Genomic DNA, 19,602 nt, shown 5'->3' with positions numbered 1-19,602 from the left:
GCACGAACTCACAGGCAGGGGGCCGGGCTTCGGACCGTAGATTGAGCGGATGATCGAAGAGACATCGCGCGAGAAGTCGGAACGGTCAACGGCGCTCCGTGGGCGGCGCCCCAGCTTCAGGCAGCCCATCCCACGACACGCCGCCCCCAGACGCACCGCCCCCAGACACACCGCCCCCAGACACACCACCTCCGGACGCGCCGTTTTCAGGCGTGTCACCCCGCGACGAGCCGCGCCCGGTGGCGGCTTGTCGAGGTCAGCGGCGCTGATGGCCGCCGGAACGGTGGTCTCGCGCGCCACCGGTCTCATCCGGCAGATTCTGCAGGCCGCGGCGCTGGGCACCGGCCTGCTGGCCACCACCTACAACCAGGCCAACACGGTACCCATCAGCCTGTACTTCCTGCTGATCGGCGGCGCTCTGAACTCCGTCCTCGTGCCTCAACTGGTTCGGGCCCGGGCGGAACACCCCGACGGCGGAGCCGCCTTCGAACAGCGCCTGGTGACCCTCGTACTGTGCGCCCTGGGCATCGGCAGCGCGCTGGCCACCTGGGCCGCGCCCGAGATCATCGGCATCTACCAGCAGGACACACCCGCCACACACGACGCGTTCGAGCTGACCGTGGTCTTCGCCCGCTTCCTGCTCCCGCAGATCTTCTTCTACGGTGTGTTCAGTGTCTTCGGGCAGGTCCTCAACGCCCGGAACCGGTTCGGGGCGATGATGTGGACCCCGGTCCTGAACAACGTCGTCCTGATCACGATGTTCGGCCTGTACCTCGGCCTGGTGACCGCCCCGGAGAGCGTCTCGGACATCACCGGCGCCCAGGTCAGGCTGCTCGGCATCGGAACCACCGTCGCCTTGGCCCTCCAGGCGCTCTCCCTGGTCCCGTACGCGTACGCGGCCGGCTTCCGCCCGCGACCGCGGTTCGACTGGCGGGGCAGCGGCCTGCGCAAGAGTGTGAACGCGGCACGCTGGACGCTGCTGTTCGTCCTGGCCAACCTCGTGGCGAGCACGGTCGTCACCCGCCTGGCCTCGGCCGCCGACGCCGCCCTGCCCGACGGCGGAGTGGGCTACACCGCCTACAGCTACGCCCAGCAGATATGGATGCTGCCTCAGGCGATCGTCACCGTCTCCCTCGTCACCGCCCTCCTCCCCCGTATGAGCCGGGCCGCCGCAGAACACCGGATCGGCGACCTGCGCGCCGACCTCTCCCGCGCGCTCCGCGCCAGCGGTGTCGTCATCGTCCCGGCGGCGTTCTTCTTCGTCGCCTTCGGCCCGTGGATCGCCCGGCTGCTGTTCGCCCACGGCGCCGCCGACGCCGCGTCGACCGCCCCCCTGGGCCACATGCTGCAGGCCTTCGGCCTGGGCCTGATCCCCTTCTCGGCCCAGTACCTCCTGCTGCGCGGCTTCTACGCCTTCGAGGACACCCGCACGCCGTTCCGCATGGCGCTGTGGATCAGCGGCGTCGACATCGCCTTGGCTGTGGCCTGCCATCTGCTGCTGTCCCCCCGCTGGGCGGTCACCGGCATGGCCGCCGCCTACGCCCTCTCCTACGGCGTCGGCCTGCTGCTCACGGCGCAACGGCTCAGGCAGCGGACCGAGGGGCTCCTCGACGGCCGGCGCGTCTGCCGCACCTACGCCAAGCTGGCCGCGGCCGCCGTCGGTGCCGGGGCCGTCGGCCGGTTCGTTGTCCACTTCTGCGACCGCGGCCCGGCACCGGCCTCCTGGACGCCGGCCGTCGCACTGGCCGTGGGCGGCGCCGCGATGGCGCTGCTCTTCCTCCTTTTCGCACGGCTCCTGCGCGTCGGCGAACTGCGCCGCCTGCCAGGGCTGGGCTGACCCGGTTCACCACGCGCGGGTAGGCTGGCCCGTCCGGTGCGCCGGGACGGAGGCGCCCGAACGCCGGGCCGGATGCGATGGTGCGGTATGCCGGCGGGGCCGCATGACGGGGACGAAAGAGGACGGGGAGAGGCTCTTGCCCAGCACATCGGGTGGATTCGGAACCTCCGGCATGTCGTCAGGTGCGTCCGGCGCGTCGTCCGGTGCGTCCGGCGCGTCGTCGGGTGCGTCCGGCACATTCGGTACGTCCGCCGCGCCCGCTGCACCCGCCACGTCCGGCACCCCCGCCACCCGCGACGCGTCCGCCACCCGCGACGCGTCCGCCACCCACGATGCGCCCGTCACCCGGGATGCCCCCGATGCCCGGGACCTGCCCGCCCCCACCCCCCTCCGCCCCCGCACGCTGGGCCGCGACCCGCTGCCCGGCCCCTGGACCCCGGGCGCGGACGGGGACGCTCCCGCCCTCTGGCTGCTGCGCGTGCCGGACGGTGAGCCCGTGTCCCGCGCGGAGTACGAGGAGGTGCTGGACGCGCGGGAACGCGAGCGCGCCGCGTCCTTCGTCCGGGACCTGCACCGGGACCGCTACGTCACCGCCCACCTCGCCCTGCGCCGGCTCCTCGGCGCCTACCTGGACGTCGCGCCGGGCGCGGTCGAGCTGATCCGCGAACCCTGCCCCTGCTGCGGTGCCCCGCACGGCCGCCCGGCGGCGGCGGGCGCGCCGCTGCATTTCAACCTCTCCCACGCCGGCGACCTGGTGTTCCTCGCCTTCGCGGACCGCCCGGTCGGGGCGGACGTGGAGGAGGTGCAGCAGGCGTCGGTGGTCGACAGCGTCGGCCGTTCGCTGCACCCCCGGGAGGTCGCCGAGCTGGAGGCCCTCCCGAAGGCAGGACGGACGGTGGCCTTCTCGCGCTGCTGGACGCGCAAGGAGGCGTACCTCAAGGGGACGGGCACCGGGCTCGCGGAGCGGCTGTCCGTGACGTACGTGGGGTGCGGGCCGCGGCCCGCGTCACCGCCGGGATGGACGCTGGCCGACGTCGAGGCGGGCCCGGGGTACACGGCGGCGGTCGCCCTGGCCCGCGCGGACGGGACGCCGCCACCGCCCACCGTCTGAGAACCGGCCCCGAAGCGCCCGCCGCCGCGTCCGTCACCCGTACGGAGCAGTCCCGCACCCGCCGCGCGCGGTACCCCTGCGAAGGTGAGGGCATGGCTTCCAAGCGCAAGTCCTCGACCAGCGATCCGTCCCGCGCCGGCTCCCTGGGAGGCAGGCTGCGGGAGGCGGCGACGACAGGTCGGGTCGTCCTGCTGATCGTCGCCGTGCTGGCGCTCGTCTTCGTCTTCGAGAACACCCGGCACGTCAAGATCCGGATCATCGGTCCCGAGGTCTCCACGCCGCTGTGGCTGGCACTCGCCGCGATGCTGGTGATCGGCTGGCTGCTGGGACGGTTCGTCACCGTCCGACGGCGGTGACCTGTTGACGGCGGTGACCGTCCGACGGCGGTGACCGGTCGACGGGCGCTCCGCCGCCGACCCGTCTCGGCGCCGCCAACACGCCTCGGGCCCCCGCCTCTTGGAGAAACGGGGGCCCGACTCAGGTGCGCCACCAGGGACTCGAACCCCGGACCTGCTGATTAAGAGTCAGCCGCTCTGACCAACTGAGCTAGCGGCGCGGGAAGAAAATTATCAGATCTTCCGTTCGATGCAAATGCGGCCGCTGTCCCGACCCGGACCGGTCGATCCTGTACGAGTCCATGCGCACCTTGTATGGCCCCGTGCCCCGCTCTCGCCCGCCCGCCGCCGGTTCACGCCGGAGCCGAAACCAGCCCCGCCTCGTAGGCGATGATCACGAGCTGGACCCGGTCCCGGGCACCCAGCTTCGTGAGCAGCCGTGAGACGTGCGACTTGGCCGTGGCCACGGTGATGAAGAGGTCCTGTGCGATCTCGGTGTTGGACCGGCCGCGCCCGACCAGGGTCAGCACTTCCCGTTCCCGTTCGGTGATCCCGTCGACGAGGGCGGGGGAGCGGCGGTGGGCGGCGTGCTCGGGGCACGGGCACGGGGAGTGCGCGTCAGCTCCGGGGCGCCCCGCCCCCGGGCCCGTGGGGTGGCCGGCGAAGTCGGCGATCAGACGGCGCGTCACACCCGGCGCGAGCAGCGCGTCCCCCGAGGCGACCACGGGGACCGCCGCGAGGATGTCGTCCAGGGCCATGTCCTTCACCAGGAAGCCGCTCGCCCCGGCCCGGAGGGCACCGTAGACGTACTCGTCCTCGTCGAAGGTGGTCAGTACGAGGACACGGGCCGTCGTCGGACCGGCCGTGATCAGACGGGTGGCCTCGATCCCGTCCATGCCGGGCATGCGGATGTCCATCACGACGACGTCGGGGCGGAGTTCGCCGGTGAGCAGAACCGCCTCGGCGCCGGTGGCCGCCTCACCGACGACCTCCAGGCCGGGATGGTCGGCCATGAGCACGCGCAGTCCGGACCGCACCAGCGGCTGGTCGTCGGCGAGCAGGATCCGGATGCTCATGGGGTCTTTCCTCGGGTGGGTACGGACGGTGGTGTGCCGAGGCGTGTCTGCACATCGTCGGACGCCTGAGCGTTGGCGGATGTCCGCGTGTCGGCGGATGTCCGCGTGTCGGCGGATGTCTGCGCGTCGGCGGGTTTCCGTACGGTGACTGACGCCTGAGTACCGGCGGGTGTCCGCGCGTTGGCGGTTGTCTGCGGATCGGTGGGCGTCCGCCTGCCGACGGGCATCCGTCCGCCGACGGGCGTCTGCCCACCGGACGTTCGCGCGCCGGACGTTCGCGCGCCGGCGGACGCCGGTGCGTCGAGGAGCTCCGTAACGCCGCCAGGCTCCGAAATCCTGCAAGACGCCGCACCCCTGGAAGACGCCGCAACCCCGCCAGACACCGAAACCTCGCCCGGCTCCGAATCGCCCGCGGCGGCCACCACCCCACCCCCGGCCACCACCCCACCCCCGGCCGCCACCACGCCTGCGGACGCCGGCAGCGGCAACCGGGCCGCCACCCGGAAGCCGCCCTCGGGGCGAGGGCCGGCGGTGAGCCGGCCGCCCAGTAGCCCGACGCGCTCGCGCATGCCGACGAGGCCGAAGCCGTGGCCCGACGACACCACACTTCCGCCGCCGCCCCCGCCGCCCCCGCCGCCCCCGCCGCCCCCGCCGCACCCGTCGTCCACGATCTCCACCGACAGCTCGTCCTCCCCGTACTCCACCCTCACCCGACACCGCCCGGCCCCCGCGTGGCGGACGACGTTCGTGAGCGCCTCCTGCACGATGCGGTAGGCGGACAGGTCGAGGTCGGCGGGCAGTGGGCGCTGCCGGCCGCTCCGGTGCAGGTCGACGCGGACGCCCGCGTCCGCCGTAGCCGTCACCAGCCGTTCGAGGTCGGCGAGGCCCGGCGCGGGCCCGAGCGGGGGCCGTTCGCCGGTGGTGGTGCCCCGGCCCGTCCGGCGCAGTGACACGAGCGTGCGCCGCAGACCCGAGAGGGTCTCCCGGCTGGTGGCCTCGATGGCGCGCAGCGCCTCGCGTGCCTCCGCGGGCTGTGTCTCGATCACCCGGCTTCCCACCCCGGCCTGGATGGCGATGATGCCGACGCTGTGCGCGACCATGTCGTGCAGTTCCCGGGCGATCCGCAGCCGTTCGGCGGTCACGGCCTCGGACACCTCCTGGGCGCGCAACGCCGTTTCCCGCGCGCGCAGTTCCGCCGCGTGTTCGCGGCGTTCCCGGGCGAGCAGCGCGGCCGTGCAGGACGCGGCCAGCGCCAGGAGGGCGATCACGGCGTTGACCGTCAGGTTGTCGCCGTGCGCGTAGAGGCCGATCGTCAGGAGCTGGACAAGAGACGTCACGGCCACGGCGGTCACGGAGACCCGCCGGGTGCGGGTCGCGACGACGAGGGCCAGGACGGCGTCCACCGCCATGAACGCCAGGAAACTGCCCTGGAGTGCCGCCGCCTGCTCCGGTCCGACGGGCCGCGGAGTCCCCGCCAACACCGCCGTGGAGCCGAAGAGGGCCAGCCCCAACGCGAGGAGCGGCGCCCGGCGTATCACGCCGGCGAGCAGGCTCACGGCCAGCAGCGCCCCGACGCCGTGCGCCGTACCCGACGCCGCCGGCGCGCCCCCGATCAGCAGACCCACCGCGAGGAAGTAGCAGACGCCTCCCGCCCAGACCGCTGTCCCGGCCCCCGCCGCCTTGTCAGCCTTTGCCCCGACCTTTCCTGCCCCGACCTTCCCTGTCCCGGCCCTCGCCGTCGGCTTCATCGGCGGCGTGCCCCCGACGGCACCGGGAGGACTCTGGGCGCGAGGCCGCCGTGGCGGCGGGCGGCGCGCACGGCCGCCACCGGAATGATCATCTCGGGGTTCACGCCGTGAGACTAACCGGCCGCCTCCCGCGCGGCATCAACCCGGGGATGTACGCCCCAGGGCGAACCGGGTCGCGCGCTTTGCCGCCCACGGCCCCATGACCACACCATGGCCGCCCCGGCAGGGTGGGGCCCGTGATCGAAGTCAGCGAACTCACCAAGCGATACGGCGACAAGACCGCCGTCGACCGGTTGTCCTTCACCGTCCGGCCGGGCGTGGTCACCGGGTTCCTCGGGCCCAACGGAGCCGGCAAGTCCACCACCCTGCGGATGATCCTCGGCCTGGACGGCCCCACCGCCGGGACGGCCACCGTCGACGGTGTCCCCTTCCGCAGCCACCCGCGCGGCCTGCGGCACGTCGGCGCCCTCCTCGATGCCGGCCACGTCCACGGCGGACGCGGCGCCGCGGCCCACCTCTCCGCCCTCGCCCGGAGCAACGGCATCCCGCGGCGCCGGGTGGACGAAGTGCTGGGCGAGGTGGGGCTGGACGCGGTGGCGCACCGCCGCGTCGGCGGGTTCTCCCTCGGCATGCGGCAGCGGCTCGGCATCGCCGCCGCCCTGCTCGGCGACCCGCCGGTGCTCCTCTTCGACGAGCCGGTCAACGGCATGGACCCGGAGGGCGTGCTCTGGGTACGCCGCCTCTTCCGGAGCCTGGCCGCCGAGGGCCGCACCGTCTTCCTCTCCAGTCACCTGATGTCGGAGATGGAGAACACCGCCGACGAACTGGTCGTCATCGGGCGGGGCCGCCTCGTCGCCGCCGAGCCGCTCCGGGACTTCGCGGCCCGCGGTACGCGCCGCGCCGTCGTGGTGGCGACGCCGCAGGCCGCCGAACTGGCCGCCGTGCTGACCGCGGCGGGCGCCACGGTCGAGCCGGAGGGCCCGGCCGGCGCCGGGCGCCTCGCCGTCACCGGGCTCCCCGCCGACCGGATCGGCGCGCTCGCCCACGAGCACCACCTGCGGCTGACCGAACTGACCGCCCACACCGCCTCGTTGGAGGCGGCCTTCATGGAACTCACCGCCGACTCCACCGACTACACGGCAGGCCACCCCCGATGACCACACCCACACCCACACCCACACCCACACCCACACCCACACCCACGCCCACGCCCACACCCGCGTCCTCCCTGAAACCCGCGCCCTCACTCCTCCCCCCGGCCACCCCACCCCCCGCCCGCTTCACCGACCTCCTCGCCGCCGAGTGGATCAAAACCCGGTCCCTGCGCTCCACGCCCTGGATCCTCGTCCTCACCCTCCTCTTCGTCATCGGCGCCGCCGCCGCGGCGACGGCCTCTGACCACGCCGACCGCCCCGGCCCCGCCGACTTCCTCCCCTTCGACACCTTTCCGCCGGCCGGCTCCTGGACGCTGACCCTCGTCGCGGGCAGCGCCGGAGCCCTCGCGATCGTGAGCGAGTACGGCAATGGCCTGATCCACGCCACCACCGTGGCCGTACCGGACCGCGGCGCGGTCGTGCTGGCCAAGGCGGTCGTCACCGCCGCGCTGTGGACCGTGGTCGGCGCCATCGCCGCCACCGGCTCCTTCCTCGTCTCCCAGGCCGTCCTGAACGAGCGCCACGCCGGCGTCCCGATCACCCACCCCGGGGTGTTCCGCGCTCTGGCCGCCACCACGCTCCTCGCCCCTGTCTGCGCCCTCGTCGGCCTGGGTCTCGGCGTCCTCCTCCGACACGCCGCCGCGACCATGGTCACCAGCTTCTTCCTCCTCCTGGTGCTGCCACCCATGTTCTCGGAGCGCCTCCGCTGGTCGGCGGACATCCGGCACGCGCTCGTCCTGTCGGCCTGGTCACGCCTGGTCCAGAACTGGGACCCGGACCCCAACTCCCTCGGCTACTCGGCGACGGTCCCCGGCTCCTGGGCGGTGTACGCGCTCTGGCCGCTGGTGACGGTCGGCCTGGCGGTGTTCGTCGTGCGACGCCGGGACGTGTGACGGCGCGCGTCCGCGCCGGGAGAGGGGCGCGGCGACACGCACCCGCACCCCGACCGGCCCGGACCGCCCGACGACCGCGACCGGCGACCGCGCCGCAGTGACAAGGCGGCCGGCCGAATGGCGACCGGTGTGAGCTTCCTGCCGCCCGGCGACTGGCCGTGGGGTCGCGGTGTCCGGGGGACGTGGGGATAGCGCCCCGACCGGCCCGGACCGCCCGGCAATTGGCGCCCGGCGATTGGGGACCGGCGCCCGATGACCGGCGCCCGGCGACCGCGAAATCAATGAGCGGAGGGGCCGTGCCCGGGCTCCTGGGCGGGGTCCGTCACAAGACGGCTCAGCCGGTAGGTGGTCGGCAGCACCAGGCGCCCGCACAACGTGTCGATCCGGATCCTCGGCCCGTCGACGCCTGTCTCCCGGAGCCGGCGCGCCTGTGCGCGGATCTCCGCCTGGTCCCGCGTCTCGACGACCACCTCCCACTGTCCGGCGTCCGGCGCGGCGCGAGCGGCAAGCCGCTGCCGCGCGTCCTCTTGCCGTCGCCTTCTTTTCCGCTGTCCTGGCACCCGCACAGAATCACCGGCCGGTGTCAGGAGGGCAAGGCGCAGGGGGCGAGCACCCACGTCCCCACTCAGTGGTCGTTTGCCAGACGGCCCGTGCGTGCGATTCCACGCCGGCGGCTACCACGCCCGGCGATTACCACGTCCGGCGGCTACCACGCCGGTGACGCCCGACGACAAGTCAGTCGTCCGCCGGGTCGGGCAGCCGGTGATTCAGGTGGCGGCGCGGCGGCGAGCTCGCCCGGCTCACCGCCCTGCACAGGGGCCGGGTCACTCGGACGGGCCCGAGCCACTCGGACGGCCCGAGCCACTCGGACGGCCCCGAGCCGCTCCGCCGGTTTCCGGTCGCTTCGTGAAGTCCGGCCTGCCCGGCGCAGAGCGCACCTCCGGCGCGGAGCCCGGGTGGCCGTAACCGACTCATGGGCCCACTAAGCCACTTGACGTATCTCACGCCGCCAAAGGATCCTCCGAACCACTGCCACTCCCACCCCTACACCGCACCCTCTCCTTCACGCCCACTCCACGCCCCCACCCCTCCCACCCTCCTCCCACACCACTCCGACCCTCCCCGCTCCACCCCAGCGAAGGGACCTCCCCATGCCGGCATCCACCCCCGAACACCCCGCCCCGGCGGTCTCCCGGCGGGACGTCGCGCGGCTGGCCGGAGCGGTCGCGGTCGGAGCGGTCGCGGCCGGCGCGCTGCCGGTCGGCGCGGGACGGGCTGTCGCGGCCCCGTCCCGCCCGGCGGACCTGGTGTTCCACAGCGGCGACGTCATGACGATGGATCCGAGACGGCCGCGCGCGTCGGCCGTGGCGGTCCGGGCGGGCAGGATCGTGTGCGTGGGCGACGACGCCGACGTCCGCGCCGTCGCCGGGCGCGGGACGGAGACGGTGGACCTGCGCGGCCGGACGCTGCTCCCCGGCATCAACGACACCCACCTCCATGCGGCCGTCCACCGGCTGAACCTGCCGCCGTACGCGCTCGACCTCGGCGTGCCCGCCGTGAAGTCCGTCGCGGACATCGTGGCCGCCGTGGCCGCCGAGGCCAGGCGCGTCCCGAAGGGCCAGTGGATCCGGGGCGCCGGCTGGAACCCCTACCGGCTCACCGAGCAGCGGGGGCCCAACCGGGACGACCTGGACAAGGCGGCGCCCGACCACCCGGTGTTCCTCCAGGACAGCGGCTACCACACCAGCGCCGTCAACTCCCGCGCCCTGGAACTCGCCGGCATCACGGACACCGGCCCGGACGGCCCCCGGAAACCCGGGGTCGACTACGACGCCGCGGGCCGGCCCACCGGAATCCTCCGCGACGGCGGTCAGGCGTTCGTCCAGCTCCTGCTGCCGCCCTGGAGCAGGGACGAGCGCAAGCGCGCGATCAAGGACGCGGTCGGCCGCCTCCACGCCGAGGGCATCACGAGCTACACCGACCCGGGTCTGGGCCCCGGCGGCGAGGGGCTCGGCGGCGGAACGCAGGGGCCGGAGACCCTGGCCGCCTACGCCGACCTGGCGCGTGAAGGCGCTCTCGACGCCCGCGTCAGCGTGTTCTTCCTCCCCTGCTCCCAGTCCGGCGGCTCCGCCGCCGCGGTCGCCCGGGAGTTGCGCGCGTTCACCCCGCCGGCCGGCCTCGACCCCCGGCGCCTCGCCGTCCGCGGCGTCAAACTCTTCTCGGACAGCGGTGGCGACCTGCTGGTCGCCGGTGACACCAACGAGCAACGCGCCGCCGAACTCGCCGAGATGATCCGCGTCGCCCACGTCGCCGGCTACCAACTGGGCGTGCACTGCTACCGCTGGACCTCCACCGTCGTGGACGCCTTCACCGCCGCCCTCCGCCGCCACCCGCGCCCGGACGCCCGGCACATCGCCATGCACGGGGCGTATGTCACCCCGGACGTCCTGCCGACGATGGCCCGGTACCGCATCGGCCTCGGCCCGCAGGCGCAGAGCTGGGCCCACGCCGTCCACGGCGCCGCCCAGGGGCCGGCCGGCGAGGACTTCGTGCCCTGGCGCTCGGCGGTCGACGCCGGCGTCCCCTTCCTCGGCAGCTCCGACGCCCCCGTCAACCCGCCGAACTGGCGCGCCGGCGTCCAGGCCCTCGTCACCCGCCGAGGCACCTGCGGCGAGGTCCACGGCCCCGCCCAGCGCCTCACGCTGGACCAGGCCCTCGCCGCCTACACCACGGCCGGCGCCTGGCAGGATGCCGCCGAATCCTGGAAGGGCTCGCTCATGCCCGGCAAGGCGGCCGACCTGTGCGTCCTCGACGGCAACCTGCGCACGACGGCACCGGACGCCGTCGCCGACGTCCCGGTGGCCATGACCGTCTTCGACGGCCGGATCGTCCACGAGCGGAGAAGCTGAGACGAAGAGGGCCCAGGAGGGCGGGAGAGGGCGGAGGGGGCGGAGGGGGCGGGAGAGAAGGGAACGCCGGCCCTCGTCAGCCTTCCTCCACGGAGGACAGCGCCTCCGTGATCAGACGAGTGGCGAAGTCCGGGTCCTCGGTGAGCCGGTTGATGTGGTCCGCGAGCAGGAAGGCGGTGACCTCCAGCGGGTTCATCTCGGCCTCGGTCCAGAACCCGTACTGCTTCCGCCACAGGCTCGGACTCAGGTCCGCACCCGCGGCCACGATCAGCCCGGCCATCGTCGGAACGGCCTCGGGGCGGACGCTCTTGGGCATCATGCGCATCGTGCCCACGAGATACGGCACCACGTACGCGAAAACGTCCTTGTCGTGCGCCGCGTAAGCCTCCCGCAGCCACTTCATGAACATGTAGATGAGCGTGCAGGCCCCGTCGAGCACATCATGGGCGCCCTCGGCGTCCAGGGAGTCCGTGAACCGGTCGATCATCGCCTGCTGCTCGGGATCCGTCTCGCTCTTCCCGGCCTGCATGGTCTTGAGCCGCGCATCGACCAGCACGAGCGCTGCGCCCACATCGCCGGCGGGAGCGTACTGGGGGTCGCAGGGGGATGGCACGGAGTTCCTCCTCACTCGACCGCGATGGGACGGCGCGGCGTGCCCGTAGCGTAGAGCGCCGGTGCGGCACGGGTCCGGCGAACGCGGAACGACCCGAAACGACGCGCTGCCGATACGCCGCGAGCCCGACGACGGATCGAACGGACCTGCCCAACAAGCCCCTTCATGCAGTCGTCCGTGCTCGCCTGTGCTCGTCTGTGCTCGTGTGCGGACGTATGCGGACGCCGGACAACCGCCGTACTCCCGACATCATTCCCGCCCCAGTGCGGCGATCCGGCGGCAGTCGTCCTGGAACTCGGCGGGCACGTCGTCCCCGCGCGGATCGCTCCCACGCCTCTCCAGCGCGTCGGATCACCGGTCCCCGCCGCTACGCGGGAAGTCCGTCACGGTGCCATCCGCTTCCGCTTGGGATGACACCATAGGGGTCATGCGCTCCTGGACCTCCTTGACCGTCGCCGAACAGGCGCTCATGCGTCGTGCGCTGTCCGGGCGCCCCCTGGCCGGAGCGGTTCAGGATTACGGCCTCGCCCTCCGCTGGGGCGGCGCGAAGGAAGCGGCGCCTCTGCGCAGCTACACCGAGGACGAGCAGCGCGCCCTCGTTCCGCGGCTGGCCGCTGCGGCCCTTGACCTGGCCGGGCGCGGGCTGCTGACCGTTCACGAGGGACGATCCGACCGCGTCCCGCCGGTCCCGGTGGCCGGAGCGGAACTCCACGCGGTACTCGCCGACCCGGCGAACTGGCTGTGGTCCACCCGCCCCGCCCGCAGCCTCGGCCTCGCGGCCCCCCGGCCCGTGCGTGAGCACTGGATCGACGCCGCGTACCCGGTCGCCGACACCAGCGCACTTCCCGCCTGGGACGGACTGAGTGTCGCCCAGCGTGAAGTCCTGGTCTGCGCGGCCGAGTTCAGCGGAATGCTCACCGGGCCGTTCGGCATCTGGGACGACCCGCCGGACGGCCTGGAGCCCGCCGGGCGCCTCGCGTGGGTGGAACGGCAGCTCGCTCCGCTGCTGCCCTTCGTCCGCGACGGCTGGATCGAGGTGCACCACATCCCCGACGCCGACACCGGCGCCTTCACGGTGATCCCCCTCGACCGCCTCCACACCGCGCTCGCCGACCCCGACGTGCGCTACCAGGGGGACGAGTGGGGTGTGGGTGTCGGCTGCGTCTTCACCCATGCGGGGCTGGCCGTCTGGCACGGCGGCTGGAGTGACGAATGGGGACGTCGGCTCGACTTCGACTGACCCCCGCCCCGGCTCGACTTCGACTGACCCCCGCCCCGGCCCGGCGCTGCCTGGGCCGGTCCGCCGCGCACGTCTTCGTCTGGGTGACACGGTCCCAGTCGCCTGGCGGGGGCGGCGTGGGAACGGACCCGCCTGCTTCTCCGTGCGCGCCGGTCAGCCCGGACCCGCCTTCGGCGCGCGCCGGAGCCCCCGGGGCCGCCGCGAGGGTTCTGCCGCAAGGGCCCTGCCTCGAGACCGCTGCTTCGTCCCTCGGGCCCCTCCTCTGCCCCGCTGCCCCACCCCCGCTATCCCACCCCCCGGAACTCCCACGCCCGTTCCGGGCCCCCCGCCCCCAGCGGGCGGAGGACGACGCGACCCGCCCACGCCGGCTCCGGAGCGACGTCGACGGCGAGTTCGGCGGCACCTCCGTAGCCTCCGTAACCGTCGGGGCCGTCGGAGTCGTCCGGGACGACGAGGTGGAAGAGGTCCAGCCCCGGAGCGGGCCGCAGCAGCCAGGACCGGTGCCGGGCGCCCGCGCCCACCTGCTTGCCGGGCTCGGGCTCCCCGTGGAAGCCGAGGAGCGTGCCGCTCCGCACGTTGCGGACGGTCCGCGTCCCGTCGTCCAGTTCCTCCAGGACCCACTCCTGCTCGCCCGGCCCGGCGGTCCGCGGCATGAGGAGGGTGGGCGTTCCCGGTTCCGCGGAGCCGTCCCGCAGAGTGAGGAACCGGCCACCGGGCCGGGCGATCGTGTAGACGCCGTTCGGTACCAGAGCCAAGGCCGACTCCCTTTCTGACGCGCGGCGCCCGCGACGGGCACCTCGGACTTCCGGGCGGAGCCATTCCTCCCCGGTCCCCGCGCCTCGTACCGGGGTGAGGCCCCGGCGTCACCCCTCGGGCGCACGGCGGCCTCACCCGGGGGAGGGCGCGCCGTCAGCGGCCGGGTCAGCGGCCGGGGCGGCGCCGTTCCGGGGGATGGGCCGGGGATGGGCCGGGGGTGAGCTGGGGAATGAGCCGGGGGGTGGGTCGGCGGATGGTGCGACGGCCGGAGGGCCGGCGGGCGGACGGCCATCCGCCGAGACGGGACACCTGTCCGCCGGGATGGGACGCCCGTCCGCCGAGACGAGACGGTCATCCGCCGAGGCGGGGCACCCGTCCGCCGAGACGGGACGGCCATCCGCCGAAGCGATTCGCCGGACGACCCGGCGAACGGCTCAGTCACCGACGGACGCGTACGGGTTGGCCTCGCGCCCCTCCGTGCTGAGCAGCACCACCGTCGACCCGGGCCCGAGCCCCAGCGCGGCCCGCCGCGCGACCGCGTCCGGCCCGGCCAGCGCCGTCCGCAGCCCGGCCAGTGAGGCCGAGCCGCAGGGGCCGGACGGGACGCCGAGCGCGGACAGGTCGGCCATCGCCCGGGCGGCGCCGGCCTCGGTGACCGTGACGGCGGCGTCCAGCCCGTCCCGGAGGAACGGCCAGGCGAGGGCGGACGGCGTCCCGCAGTTCAGACCGGCCATGGCGGTCTCCCCGGTGGCGACGGACACCGGTTCGCCGCGCGTGAGGCTCGCCAGGAGGCACGCCGCGGCCTCCGGTTCCGCGGCGAGCAGCGCCGGTGCCGGACCGGCGGCCGGGCGGCGGGAGCGGTAGTGGGTGACGGCCGCCTGGGCCAGCGAGCCCACGCCGACCGGGACGGCCACCAGGCCGGGCGTGCCGGCACCGGCCGCCGCCACCTGTTCGTCGACCTCGGCGAACAGCGTGGAGTAACCCTCCACGATCCAGCCCGGGATCCGCTCGTACCCCGGCCAGGCCGTGTCCTGGACCAGCACCGTGTCCGCCGCGCGCGCCGCCTCGGCCGCCCGCCGGACCGCCTCGTCGTACGGGCCCGCCACCCGTACCACCTCGGCGCCCTCGCCGCCGATGGCCGCGACGGCCCCGGGGTGCACGCCCGACGGGACGAAGACGCGGGCCCGCAGCCCGTTGACGCGCGCGGCCCGGGCCAGGGCCCGGCCGTGGTTGCCGTCGGTGGCCGTCACCAGGGTCACCGGGGTGTCGGGGGCGTCCGGGGTGTCGGGGATGCCCGGGGCGCCCGGGGCCGCGCCCCGCCCCTCCGCCGCCCGCTCGGCCACGATGTTGCGCACCGCCCAGAACGCCCCCAGCGCCTTGAAGGCCGGCAGTCCCAGCCGGGACGACTCGTCCTTGACGAACACCCGGCCCACGCCCAGTTCCGCTGCGAGGCCCGGCAGTTCGGTCAGCGGCGTCGGCGCGTACCCCGGCAGTGCGGCGTGGAAGTCCCGCACCCCGGCGGGAGCGGGCGCGCAGGACCAGGCCCGGGCAGCCGGACGGACGTACCAGGAGGGGGCGAGGGCGGTGGAAGAAGTCGTCGTGGTCATGGCAGCAGCCTGCGGGACGGGCATCCCTCCGGTCCAGCGCATGATTCCGACCTATATTCATCGGGAAAACCGAACGGAGAGCCAAGGAGCGGAACAAGAACGACCGGAACGAGAACGACCGGAACGAGGCTCACCCGCCTGCCCGGCCCGGGCCCGGGATTGAAGTGCCCGGGCCCGAGAGGACGTGGCCGGATCCGGGAGGAAGCGCCCGGGCCCGGGAGAAGGCGGCCGGGCCCGAGGAGACAAGTGGCCAGGCCGGAGAGGAAGCGGCCGAGCCCGAAGGGAAGGGGAACCTCCGCCCATGTTTGATCTGCACCGACTGCGCCTGCTGCGCGAACTCAAGCACCGCGGCACCCTCGCCGCCGTCGCCGCCGCCCTCTCCTACAGTCCCTCCACGGTCTCCCAGCAACTGTCCCAACTGGAAGCGGAGGCAGGGGTGAGGCTGCTGGAACCGGTGGGGCGACGGGTGCGGCTGACGCACCAGGCGGAGATCCTCGTGGCCCACACCGAAGCGGTACTCGAACGCCTGGAACGCGCCCAGGCGGACATCGCCGACTCACTGGCCGGCGTCGCCGGCACCCTGCGCGTCGCCGCCTTCCAGACGGCCGCGCTCGCGCTCGTTCCCCCCGCCCTGACCCTGCTCCGCACGGCCCACCCCCGCCTGCGGATCCACGTCACCCAGGGCGAACCGGAGACCGCGCTCCCCGCCCTGCTGGCCCGCGACTTCGACCTGGTCGTCACCGAGGAGTACCCCGGCGACCCGATTCCCCACCCGGCCGAACTGGAACGGGAGGCTCTCCTCGACGACACCCTCCGCCTCGCCGTCCCCGGCCCGGCGGGCGGCGGTCCGCCCACCGCCCTGCGCACCCTCGCCGACCACCCCTGGGTGATGGAACCGGAGGGCACGGCCGCCCGCCGCTGGGCCGTGGCGCTGTGCCGGGACGCCGGTTTCGAGCCGGACGTCCGGTTCGAGTCCAGCGACCTCCTCCTCCACCTCCGCCTCGTCGAGGAAGGCCACGCCGCGGCGTTCCTCCCGGATCTGGTCCGCGACGCCCGCCGCCCGACCGTCCCCCTCCACCCCCTCCCACGCGGCCGTCACACCCGACGCATCTCCACCGTCGTCCGACGCGGGCGCACCCGCCACCCCGCCATCACGGCCTGCCGGGCGGCCCTCCGGCAGGCGGCGGAGGGGGTAGGGGGCCAGGTCCAAGGCCGGGGTCAGGTCCAGGTCCAGGGCCAGGGCCAGGACCGGTGACGCGAGACGACGCGCATGCCGAAGGGGGGCGCTCTACCGTCCGAGGAGCACCGCGACGACGGCCGGCCCGCGACTTGACGCGGCATGAGGTCATCGATCCGCCAGCCCTGCTGGCCCTGCTCGGCTTGCGCGCCCTGCTCGGCTGACTCCGCCTTGCTCGCCTTGCTCTGCTAGCCCTGCTGCCTGCCAGCCCTGCTCGGCCTGGGGCCCTACTCGGCTTGCGTGCCCTGCTCGGCCGACTCCGGCTTGCTCGACCGGCTCGCCCCGCTCGGCCCGGCCGACCGGCTCGGCCTGCTCGACTCGGTCGACCCGGCTGGGGCCCCGTCATCCTCGCCTGCGGGATCGACCTGGCCGAGCCCCCCCACGCGGTGAAGGCCCCCGGCGGACTACCGGGCGGGCGACGAGCCACGACACCCGAACGACGACGCGCAGGCGATGACGCGCAAGCGATGACGCCGGAACGGCAACATCCAAGCAGTGGAGCCCCAGCGGAGACGTCCCGCGGCGGGACGCCTGCGCGGTGAGGGCGGTGACGCGCATTTGTGTCGGCCCGGGGCCGGCACCCCCGCCCGTCGCGCACCTCCGTACCCCGGTACACCCCAGTGCTCCCGTGCCCCCGCTCCAGGCGATACCCGCCCCGAAGAATCTCGGATCCACCAGAGCTCCCCACCCCCTCCGCGTCCCAGCCCTGGCCCCCGGCCCCTGGCCCCCGGCCCCCGGCCCCCGGCCCCCGGGTCCAGGCCCGGCCTCGGCCCCCGAGCCCCGCGCTCACCGCGCTCACCGCGCTCCCGCGGCCCCCCGGTAAGCGGCCGGCACCGTCTCCACGTCGGCCGGTTCGCGGGAGGTGACGGCGGGGGAGACGCGGACGAGGGTGTCGGCGAAGTGGCGGGCGCAGAACTGTTCCAGTCCGCCGTGCCGGGTGGTCCACGTGGACATCGCCGCCGTGTCGGCGGGAAGTTCGTCCAACAGGCGGTCGAAGGCGCGCGCGTGGTAGGCGACCGCCGCTCCGCCTAGCCGGCAGACGGTCCAGCGCCGGTCGGCGAGCTCCGCCATGTGCGCACCGAGGACGCTGGTCGCGTCGTGGCAGAAGACCACGTCGTCTTCGAAGACCAGCACGTGCCGGAGCCCCCGCTGTCGCGCCTGGGCGACGGCTGTGCGGTGGGCGAGGGCGTGGGCTGCCGCCGGGTCGCCGGGGACGACGGGTGCGGGGAGGCGGCGGACGCGGCCGGCGATGCCGAGGCGCCGGAAGCGGCGGTGGGCGGCCACCCAGCGGTGGGCGTCGGCGTTGACGCAGACCAGGGAGTCGAACCGGTCCAGCGGGTGGCCGCGTTCGGCGGCGTGCCCGGCCACCCAGGCGTCCACGACGTCGCCGCAGGTCTCTCGGTAGTGGTCGATGACGGGTTCGACGGCCAGGCCCGCCTCTTCCCAGGCGAGGAGGTGGTCGCGGCAGCGGTCGGCGACGGCCACGGGAGCGGCCGTGCCGGGCGGCCGTACGGAACGCCGGGTCCAGCGCAGGAACGGGAGGCAGAGCGCCCGCGCGCCCGCCGCCCGGAACCGCTTGTGCAGTGAGCCCACTTCCGCCCCCAGGCCGCGCAGCCGCGGGTTGAGACCGGGCCAGGCGTCCGTGCGGCAGGCGAACAGCCCGAGGTCCTGCACGCCGATCTCGAACGGCGGCGCTCCCGGGTCCGCCCCGCGCGGGTCGCAGCCCCACGTCCCGAACGCCGCACCGTCGAAGACCGGGTCGAGATGTGTCCGCACGGTGCCCAGGTCGTCGCCGAGCAGCGGCCCGTGCAGCAGGTCGCGGCAGCGGGGGTGTTCGTCGGCGTAGGCGAGGAGGCGGGCGAGGGTGCCGGGTGGGAGCAGGACGTGCGCGTCGAGGGACAGCACCCATTCCGTACGGGCCTCGCGGACGACGAGGTCCCGCAGCGCGCTGCCGCGCAGGTGCCCGGCGGGTACGTGGCGCAGCCCCGGGAGCGTGTCCGCCAGCGCCCGCAGGCCCGCCCCGGCCGGCCCGTCGGGGTCGCCGTCCACGACGAGCAGGTCGACGCGGTCGGCGACTTCGGGGTGGTGGAGGCGGAGGGAAAGGAGCGTGAAGTAGGCGCCGTCGAAGTCGTCGTCGTGGACGGCCGTGCCGACGGTCAGACGCGCGGGTGCCGCGGTGGCCATGGGGCGTCCCCGCTCACCGGGGGCCGGCGACGAGCCGGCCGTGGAAGGCGAACCGGCTGTCCAGCAGCTTCGCCGACGGCGAGTGGACGGGACGCACCCGGTACCAGGCGTCGGCCGGGAAGAACACGAGCGAGTCGTGGTCCGGCTGCACGTCCCGGAACGACTCCGCGACGCCGGGGTGCCCCTCGCGGACTGTCGTGTCGTAGATCCGAGTCTGGCCGCCGGTGAACCCCCGGGGCCTGCGGTGCAGGTGGTACACGAACGTGATGCGGCGCGGGTCGCCCGGGCCCGCGCTGTCGCGGACGGGCGGGTCCTGCCGGCGTACGTCGGGCGGCAGTTCGTTGTCCATCGTGAACTCGAACGACACCCGGGGATCCGTCACCGGCACCCCCAGCATCGTGGACACCATCGGCGCCAGCCGGGTCACCGCGGCGGCGAGCTCGGGGAACCGGGCGGTCTGGTCCGCGCACCGCCACCTCGGCGGAACCGTCACTTCCGCCCCCGCGTCCCGCTCGCGGACCTCGGCCATCAGCGCGTGACAGCCCTCTTCCAGCAGGCGGTCGGCCGCCGCCGCGCCCAGTACGTCCTCGAACCTGCACATCCGCGTCGCCAGCGTCACCGCCGTGGAGGCGGTCGCCGGTGGCGGGCTCCCGCGTTCCGCCGGTGTCCGCAGCGCCCGCGTCCGGGGCTGCGTCCGCGTCTCGGCCTCCGCCACGTCCACGCTCTCGGCCATCCCGCTCACCTCCGCCTGTTCCGGGAACCCGCGCTCAGGGGATCCCCGCAGGGGTACCACCGGGCGTACGGGACGAAACGGGCGCCGGTCGGTGCCATCCGGCCGGGCGAACGCGCGGGTGAACGCATGTGGGCCCCACCGGATAAACCGGTGGGGCCCACAGTGTCCG

General features: G+C 74.5%; 16 protein-coding genes and 1 tRNA gene. 8 read left to right on the top strand and 9 right to left on the bottom strand.

Annotation, left to right across the window (positions count from 1 at the left end; genetic code table 11):
* The first annotated feature begins 49 nt into the window (after nucleotides 1-49).
* From murJ to ACZ6X9_RS10215, 3 genes are all read left to right on the top strand, one after another.
* The gene (gene murJ, locus ACZ6X9_RS10225) at nucleotides 50-1,837 is read left to right on the top strand and encodes a murein biosynthesis integral membrane protein MurJ (RefSeq protein WP_469777481.1); all 1,788 of its coding nucleotides are present in this window, start codon (nucleotides 50-52) and stop codon (nucleotides 1,835-1,837) included.
* Between the two features lie 172 nt (nucleotides 1,838-2,009).
* Nucleotides 2,010-2,948: a 4'-phosphopantetheinyl transferase family protein gene (locus ACZ6X9_RS10220; protein ID WP_469777480.1), complete on the top strand. Its 939-nt coding sequence runs from the start codon at nucleotides 2,010-2,012 to the stop codon at nucleotides 2,946-2,948.
* A gap of 92 nt (nucleotides 2,949-3,040) precedes the next feature.
* On the top strand, nucleotides 3,041-3,304 hold the full coding sequence (locus ACZ6X9_RS10215) for a LapA family protein (protein ID WP_469777479.1): 264 nt from the start codon (nucleotides 3,041-3,043) through the stop codon (nucleotides 3,302-3,304).
* Nucleotides 3,305-3,430: 126 nt separating this feature from the next.
* On the opposite strand, the gene ACZ6X9_RS10210 is transcribed toward ACZ6X9_RS10215, so the two are convergent.
* The 3 genes from ACZ6X9_RS10210 to ACZ6X9_RS10200 form a co-directional block, all read right to left on the bottom strand.
* Nucleotides 3,431-3,504, bottom strand: a tRNA-Lys gene (locus ACZ6X9_RS10210).
* Nucleotides 3,505-3,636: 132 nt separating this feature from the next.
* Complete coding sequence (locus ACZ6X9_RS10205; RefSeq protein ID WP_469777478.1) at nucleotides 3,637-4,359, bottom strand: response regulator; 723 nt, start codon at nucleotides 4,357-4,359, stop codon at nucleotides 3,637-3,639.
* Complete coding sequence (locus tag ACZ6X9_RS10200) at nucleotides 4,356-5,984, bottom strand: sensor histidine kinase (protein WP_469777477.1); 1,629 nt, start codon at nucleotides 5,982-5,984, stop codon at nucleotides 4,356-4,358. Before ACZ6X9_RS10200 ends, ACZ6X9_RS10205 begins: the two co-directional genes overlap by 4 nt.
* A gap of 359 nt (nucleotides 5,985-6,343) precedes the next feature.
* On the opposite strand from ACZ6X9_RS10200, the gene ACZ6X9_RS10195 reads away from it, so the two are divergent.
* Both ACZ6X9_RS10195 and ACZ6X9_RS10190 read left to right on the top strand, forming a co-directional pair.
* A complete protein-coding gene (locus ACZ6X9_RS10195) occupies nucleotides 6,344-7,264 on the top strand; it encodes an ABC transporter ATP-binding protein (RefSeq protein ID WP_469777476.1) in 921 nt (306 codons plus the stop codon).
* Nucleotides 7,261-8,154 (top strand): ABC transporter permease, encoded by an 894-nt coding sequence (locus ACZ6X9_RS10190; protein WP_469777475.1) that lies wholly within the window; start codon nucleotides 7,261-7,263, stop codon nucleotides 8,152-8,154. The genes ACZ6X9_RS10195 and ACZ6X9_RS10190 overlap by 4 nt, the downstream gene beginning before the upstream one ends.
* A 278-nt stretch (nucleotides 8,155-8,432) precedes the next feature.
* On the opposite strand, the gene ACZ6X9_RS10185 is transcribed toward ACZ6X9_RS10190, so the two are convergent.
* Complete coding sequence (locus ACZ6X9_RS10185) at nucleotides 8,433-8,714, bottom strand: hypothetical protein (RefSeq protein WP_469777474.1); 282 nt, start codon at nucleotides 8,712-8,714, stop codon at nucleotides 8,433-8,435.
* A 591-nt stretch (nucleotides 8,715-9,305) separates the two neighbouring features.
* Between ACZ6X9_RS10185 and ACZ6X9_RS10180 the strand changes: the two genes are divergently transcribed.
* Entirely contained in the window at nucleotides 9,306-11,063 is a 1,758-nt protein-coding gene (locus ACZ6X9_RS10180; RefSeq protein ID WP_469777473.1) for an amidohydrolase, read from the top strand.
* Between the two features lie 76 nt (nucleotides 11,064-11,139).
* Here the strand turns inward: ACZ6X9_RS10180 and ACZ6X9_RS10175 are convergent, their stop codons facing one another.
* Complete coding sequence (locus ACZ6X9_RS10175; RefSeq protein WP_469777472.1) at nucleotides 11,140-11,676, bottom strand: hypothetical protein; 537 nt, start codon at nucleotides 11,674-11,676, stop codon at nucleotides 11,140-11,142.
* 427 nt (nucleotides 11,677-12,103) lie between these two features.
* Here ACZ6X9_RS10175 and ACZ6X9_RS10170 point away from each other — a divergent pair, with 427 nt between their 5' ends.
* Nucleotides 12,104-12,916 carry a hypothetical protein gene (locus ACZ6X9_RS10170; RefSeq protein ID WP_469777471.1) on the top strand — a complete coding sequence of 271 codons (813 nt, stop codon included), beginning with the start codon at nucleotides 12,104-12,106 and terminating at the stop codon, nucleotides 12,914-12,916.
* A gap of 284 nt (nucleotides 12,917-13,200) precedes the next feature.
* On the opposite strand, the gene ACZ6X9_RS10165 is transcribed toward ACZ6X9_RS10170, so the two are convergent.
* Both ACZ6X9_RS10165 and ACZ6X9_RS10160 read right to left on the bottom strand, forming a co-directional pair.
* Complete coding sequence (locus ACZ6X9_RS10165) at nucleotides 13,201-13,671, bottom strand: hypothetical protein (protein ID WP_469777470.1); 471 nt, start codon at nucleotides 13,669-13,671, stop codon at nucleotides 13,201-13,203.
* A gap of 435 nt (nucleotides 13,672-14,106) precedes the next feature.
* A complete protein-coding gene (locus ACZ6X9_RS10160; protein WP_469777469.1) occupies nucleotides 14,107-15,279 on the bottom strand; it encodes a diaminopropionate ammonia-lyase in 1,173 nt (390 codons plus the stop codon).
* 301 nt (nucleotides 15,280-15,580) lie between these two features.
* Here ACZ6X9_RS10160 and ACZ6X9_RS10155 point away from each other — a divergent pair, with 301 nt between their 5' ends.
* Entirely contained in the window at nucleotides 15,581-16,534 is a 954-nt protein-coding gene (locus ACZ6X9_RS10155; protein WP_469777468.1) for a LysR substrate-binding domain-containing protein, read from the top strand.
* A gap of 777 nt (nucleotides 16,535-17,311) precedes the next feature.
* On the opposite strand, the gene ACZ6X9_RS10150 is transcribed toward ACZ6X9_RS10155, so the two are convergent.
* Both ACZ6X9_RS10150 and ACZ6X9_RS10145 read right to left on the bottom strand, forming a co-directional pair.
* The gene (locus tag ACZ6X9_RS10150) at nucleotides 17,312-18,700 is read right to left on the bottom strand and encodes a glycosyltransferase (protein ID WP_469777467.1); all 1,389 of its coding nucleotides are present in this window, start codon (nucleotides 18,698-18,700) and stop codon (nucleotides 17,312-17,314) included.
* A 13-nt stretch (nucleotides 18,701-18,713) separates the two neighbouring features.
* Nucleotides 18,714-19,433, bottom strand: coding sequence for a 2OG-Fe(II) oxygenase family protein (locus tag ACZ6X9_RS10145; protein ID WP_469777466.1), 720 nt, complete (start codon nucleotides 19,431-19,433; stop codon nucleotides 18,714-18,716).
* Nucleotides 19,434-19,602: the final 169 nt, after the last annotated feature.

The organism is Streptomyces sp. NPDC052910 (genome assembly GCF_055585605.1).
The sequence above is the reverse complement of the archived record's forward strand: the minus strand, read 5'-3'. Positions and strand labels throughout refer to the sequence as shown.

Bases quoted from the DNA above. Each gene is read 5' to 3' on its own strand.
- ACZ6X9_RS10205 (WP_469777478.1), bottom strand. From the start codon at position 4,359: ATGAGCATCCGGATCCTGCTCGCCGACGACCAGCCGCTGGTGCGGTCC.
- ACZ6X9_RS10160 (WP_469777469.1), bottom strand. From the start codon at position 15,279: ATGACCACGACGACTTCTTCCACCGCCCTCGCCCCCTCCTGGTACGTC.
- ACZ6X9_RS10150 (WP_469777467.1), bottom strand. From the start codon at position 18,700: ATGGCCACCGCGGCACCCGCGCGTCTGACCGTCGGCACGGCCGTCCAC.
- ACZ6X9_RS10220 (WP_469777480.1), top strand. From the start codon at position 2,010: ATGTCGTCAGGTGCGTCCGGCGCGTCGTCCGGTGCGTCCGGCGCGTCG.
- ACZ6X9_RS10215 (WP_469777479.1), top strand. From the start codon at position 3,041: ATGGCTTCCAAGCGCAAGTCCTCGACCAGCGATCCGTCCCGCGCCGGC.
- murJ (WP_469777481.1), top strand. From the start codon at position 50: ATGATCGAAGAGACATCGCGCGAGAAGTCGGAACGGTCAACGGCGCTC.
- ACZ6X9_RS10145 (WP_469777466.1), bottom strand. From the start codon at position 19,433: ATGGCCGAGAGCGTGGACGTGGCGGAGGCCGAGACGCGGACGCAGCCC.
- ACZ6X9_RS10170 (WP_469777471.1), top strand. From the start codon at position 12,104: ATGCGCTCCTGGACCTCCTTGACCGTCGCCGAACAGGCGCTCATGCGT.
- ACZ6X9_RS10180 (WP_469777473.1), top strand. From the start codon at position 9,306: ATGCCGGCATCCACCCCCGAACACCCCGCCCCGGCGGTCTCCCGGCGG.
- ACZ6X9_RS10190 (WP_469777475.1), top strand. From the start codon at position 7,261: ATGACCACACCCACACCCACACCCACACCCACACCCACACCCACACCC.
- ACZ6X9_RS10155 (WP_469777468.1), top strand. From the start codon at position 15,581: ATGTTTGATCTGCACCGACTGCGCCTGCTGCGCGAACTCAAGCACCGC.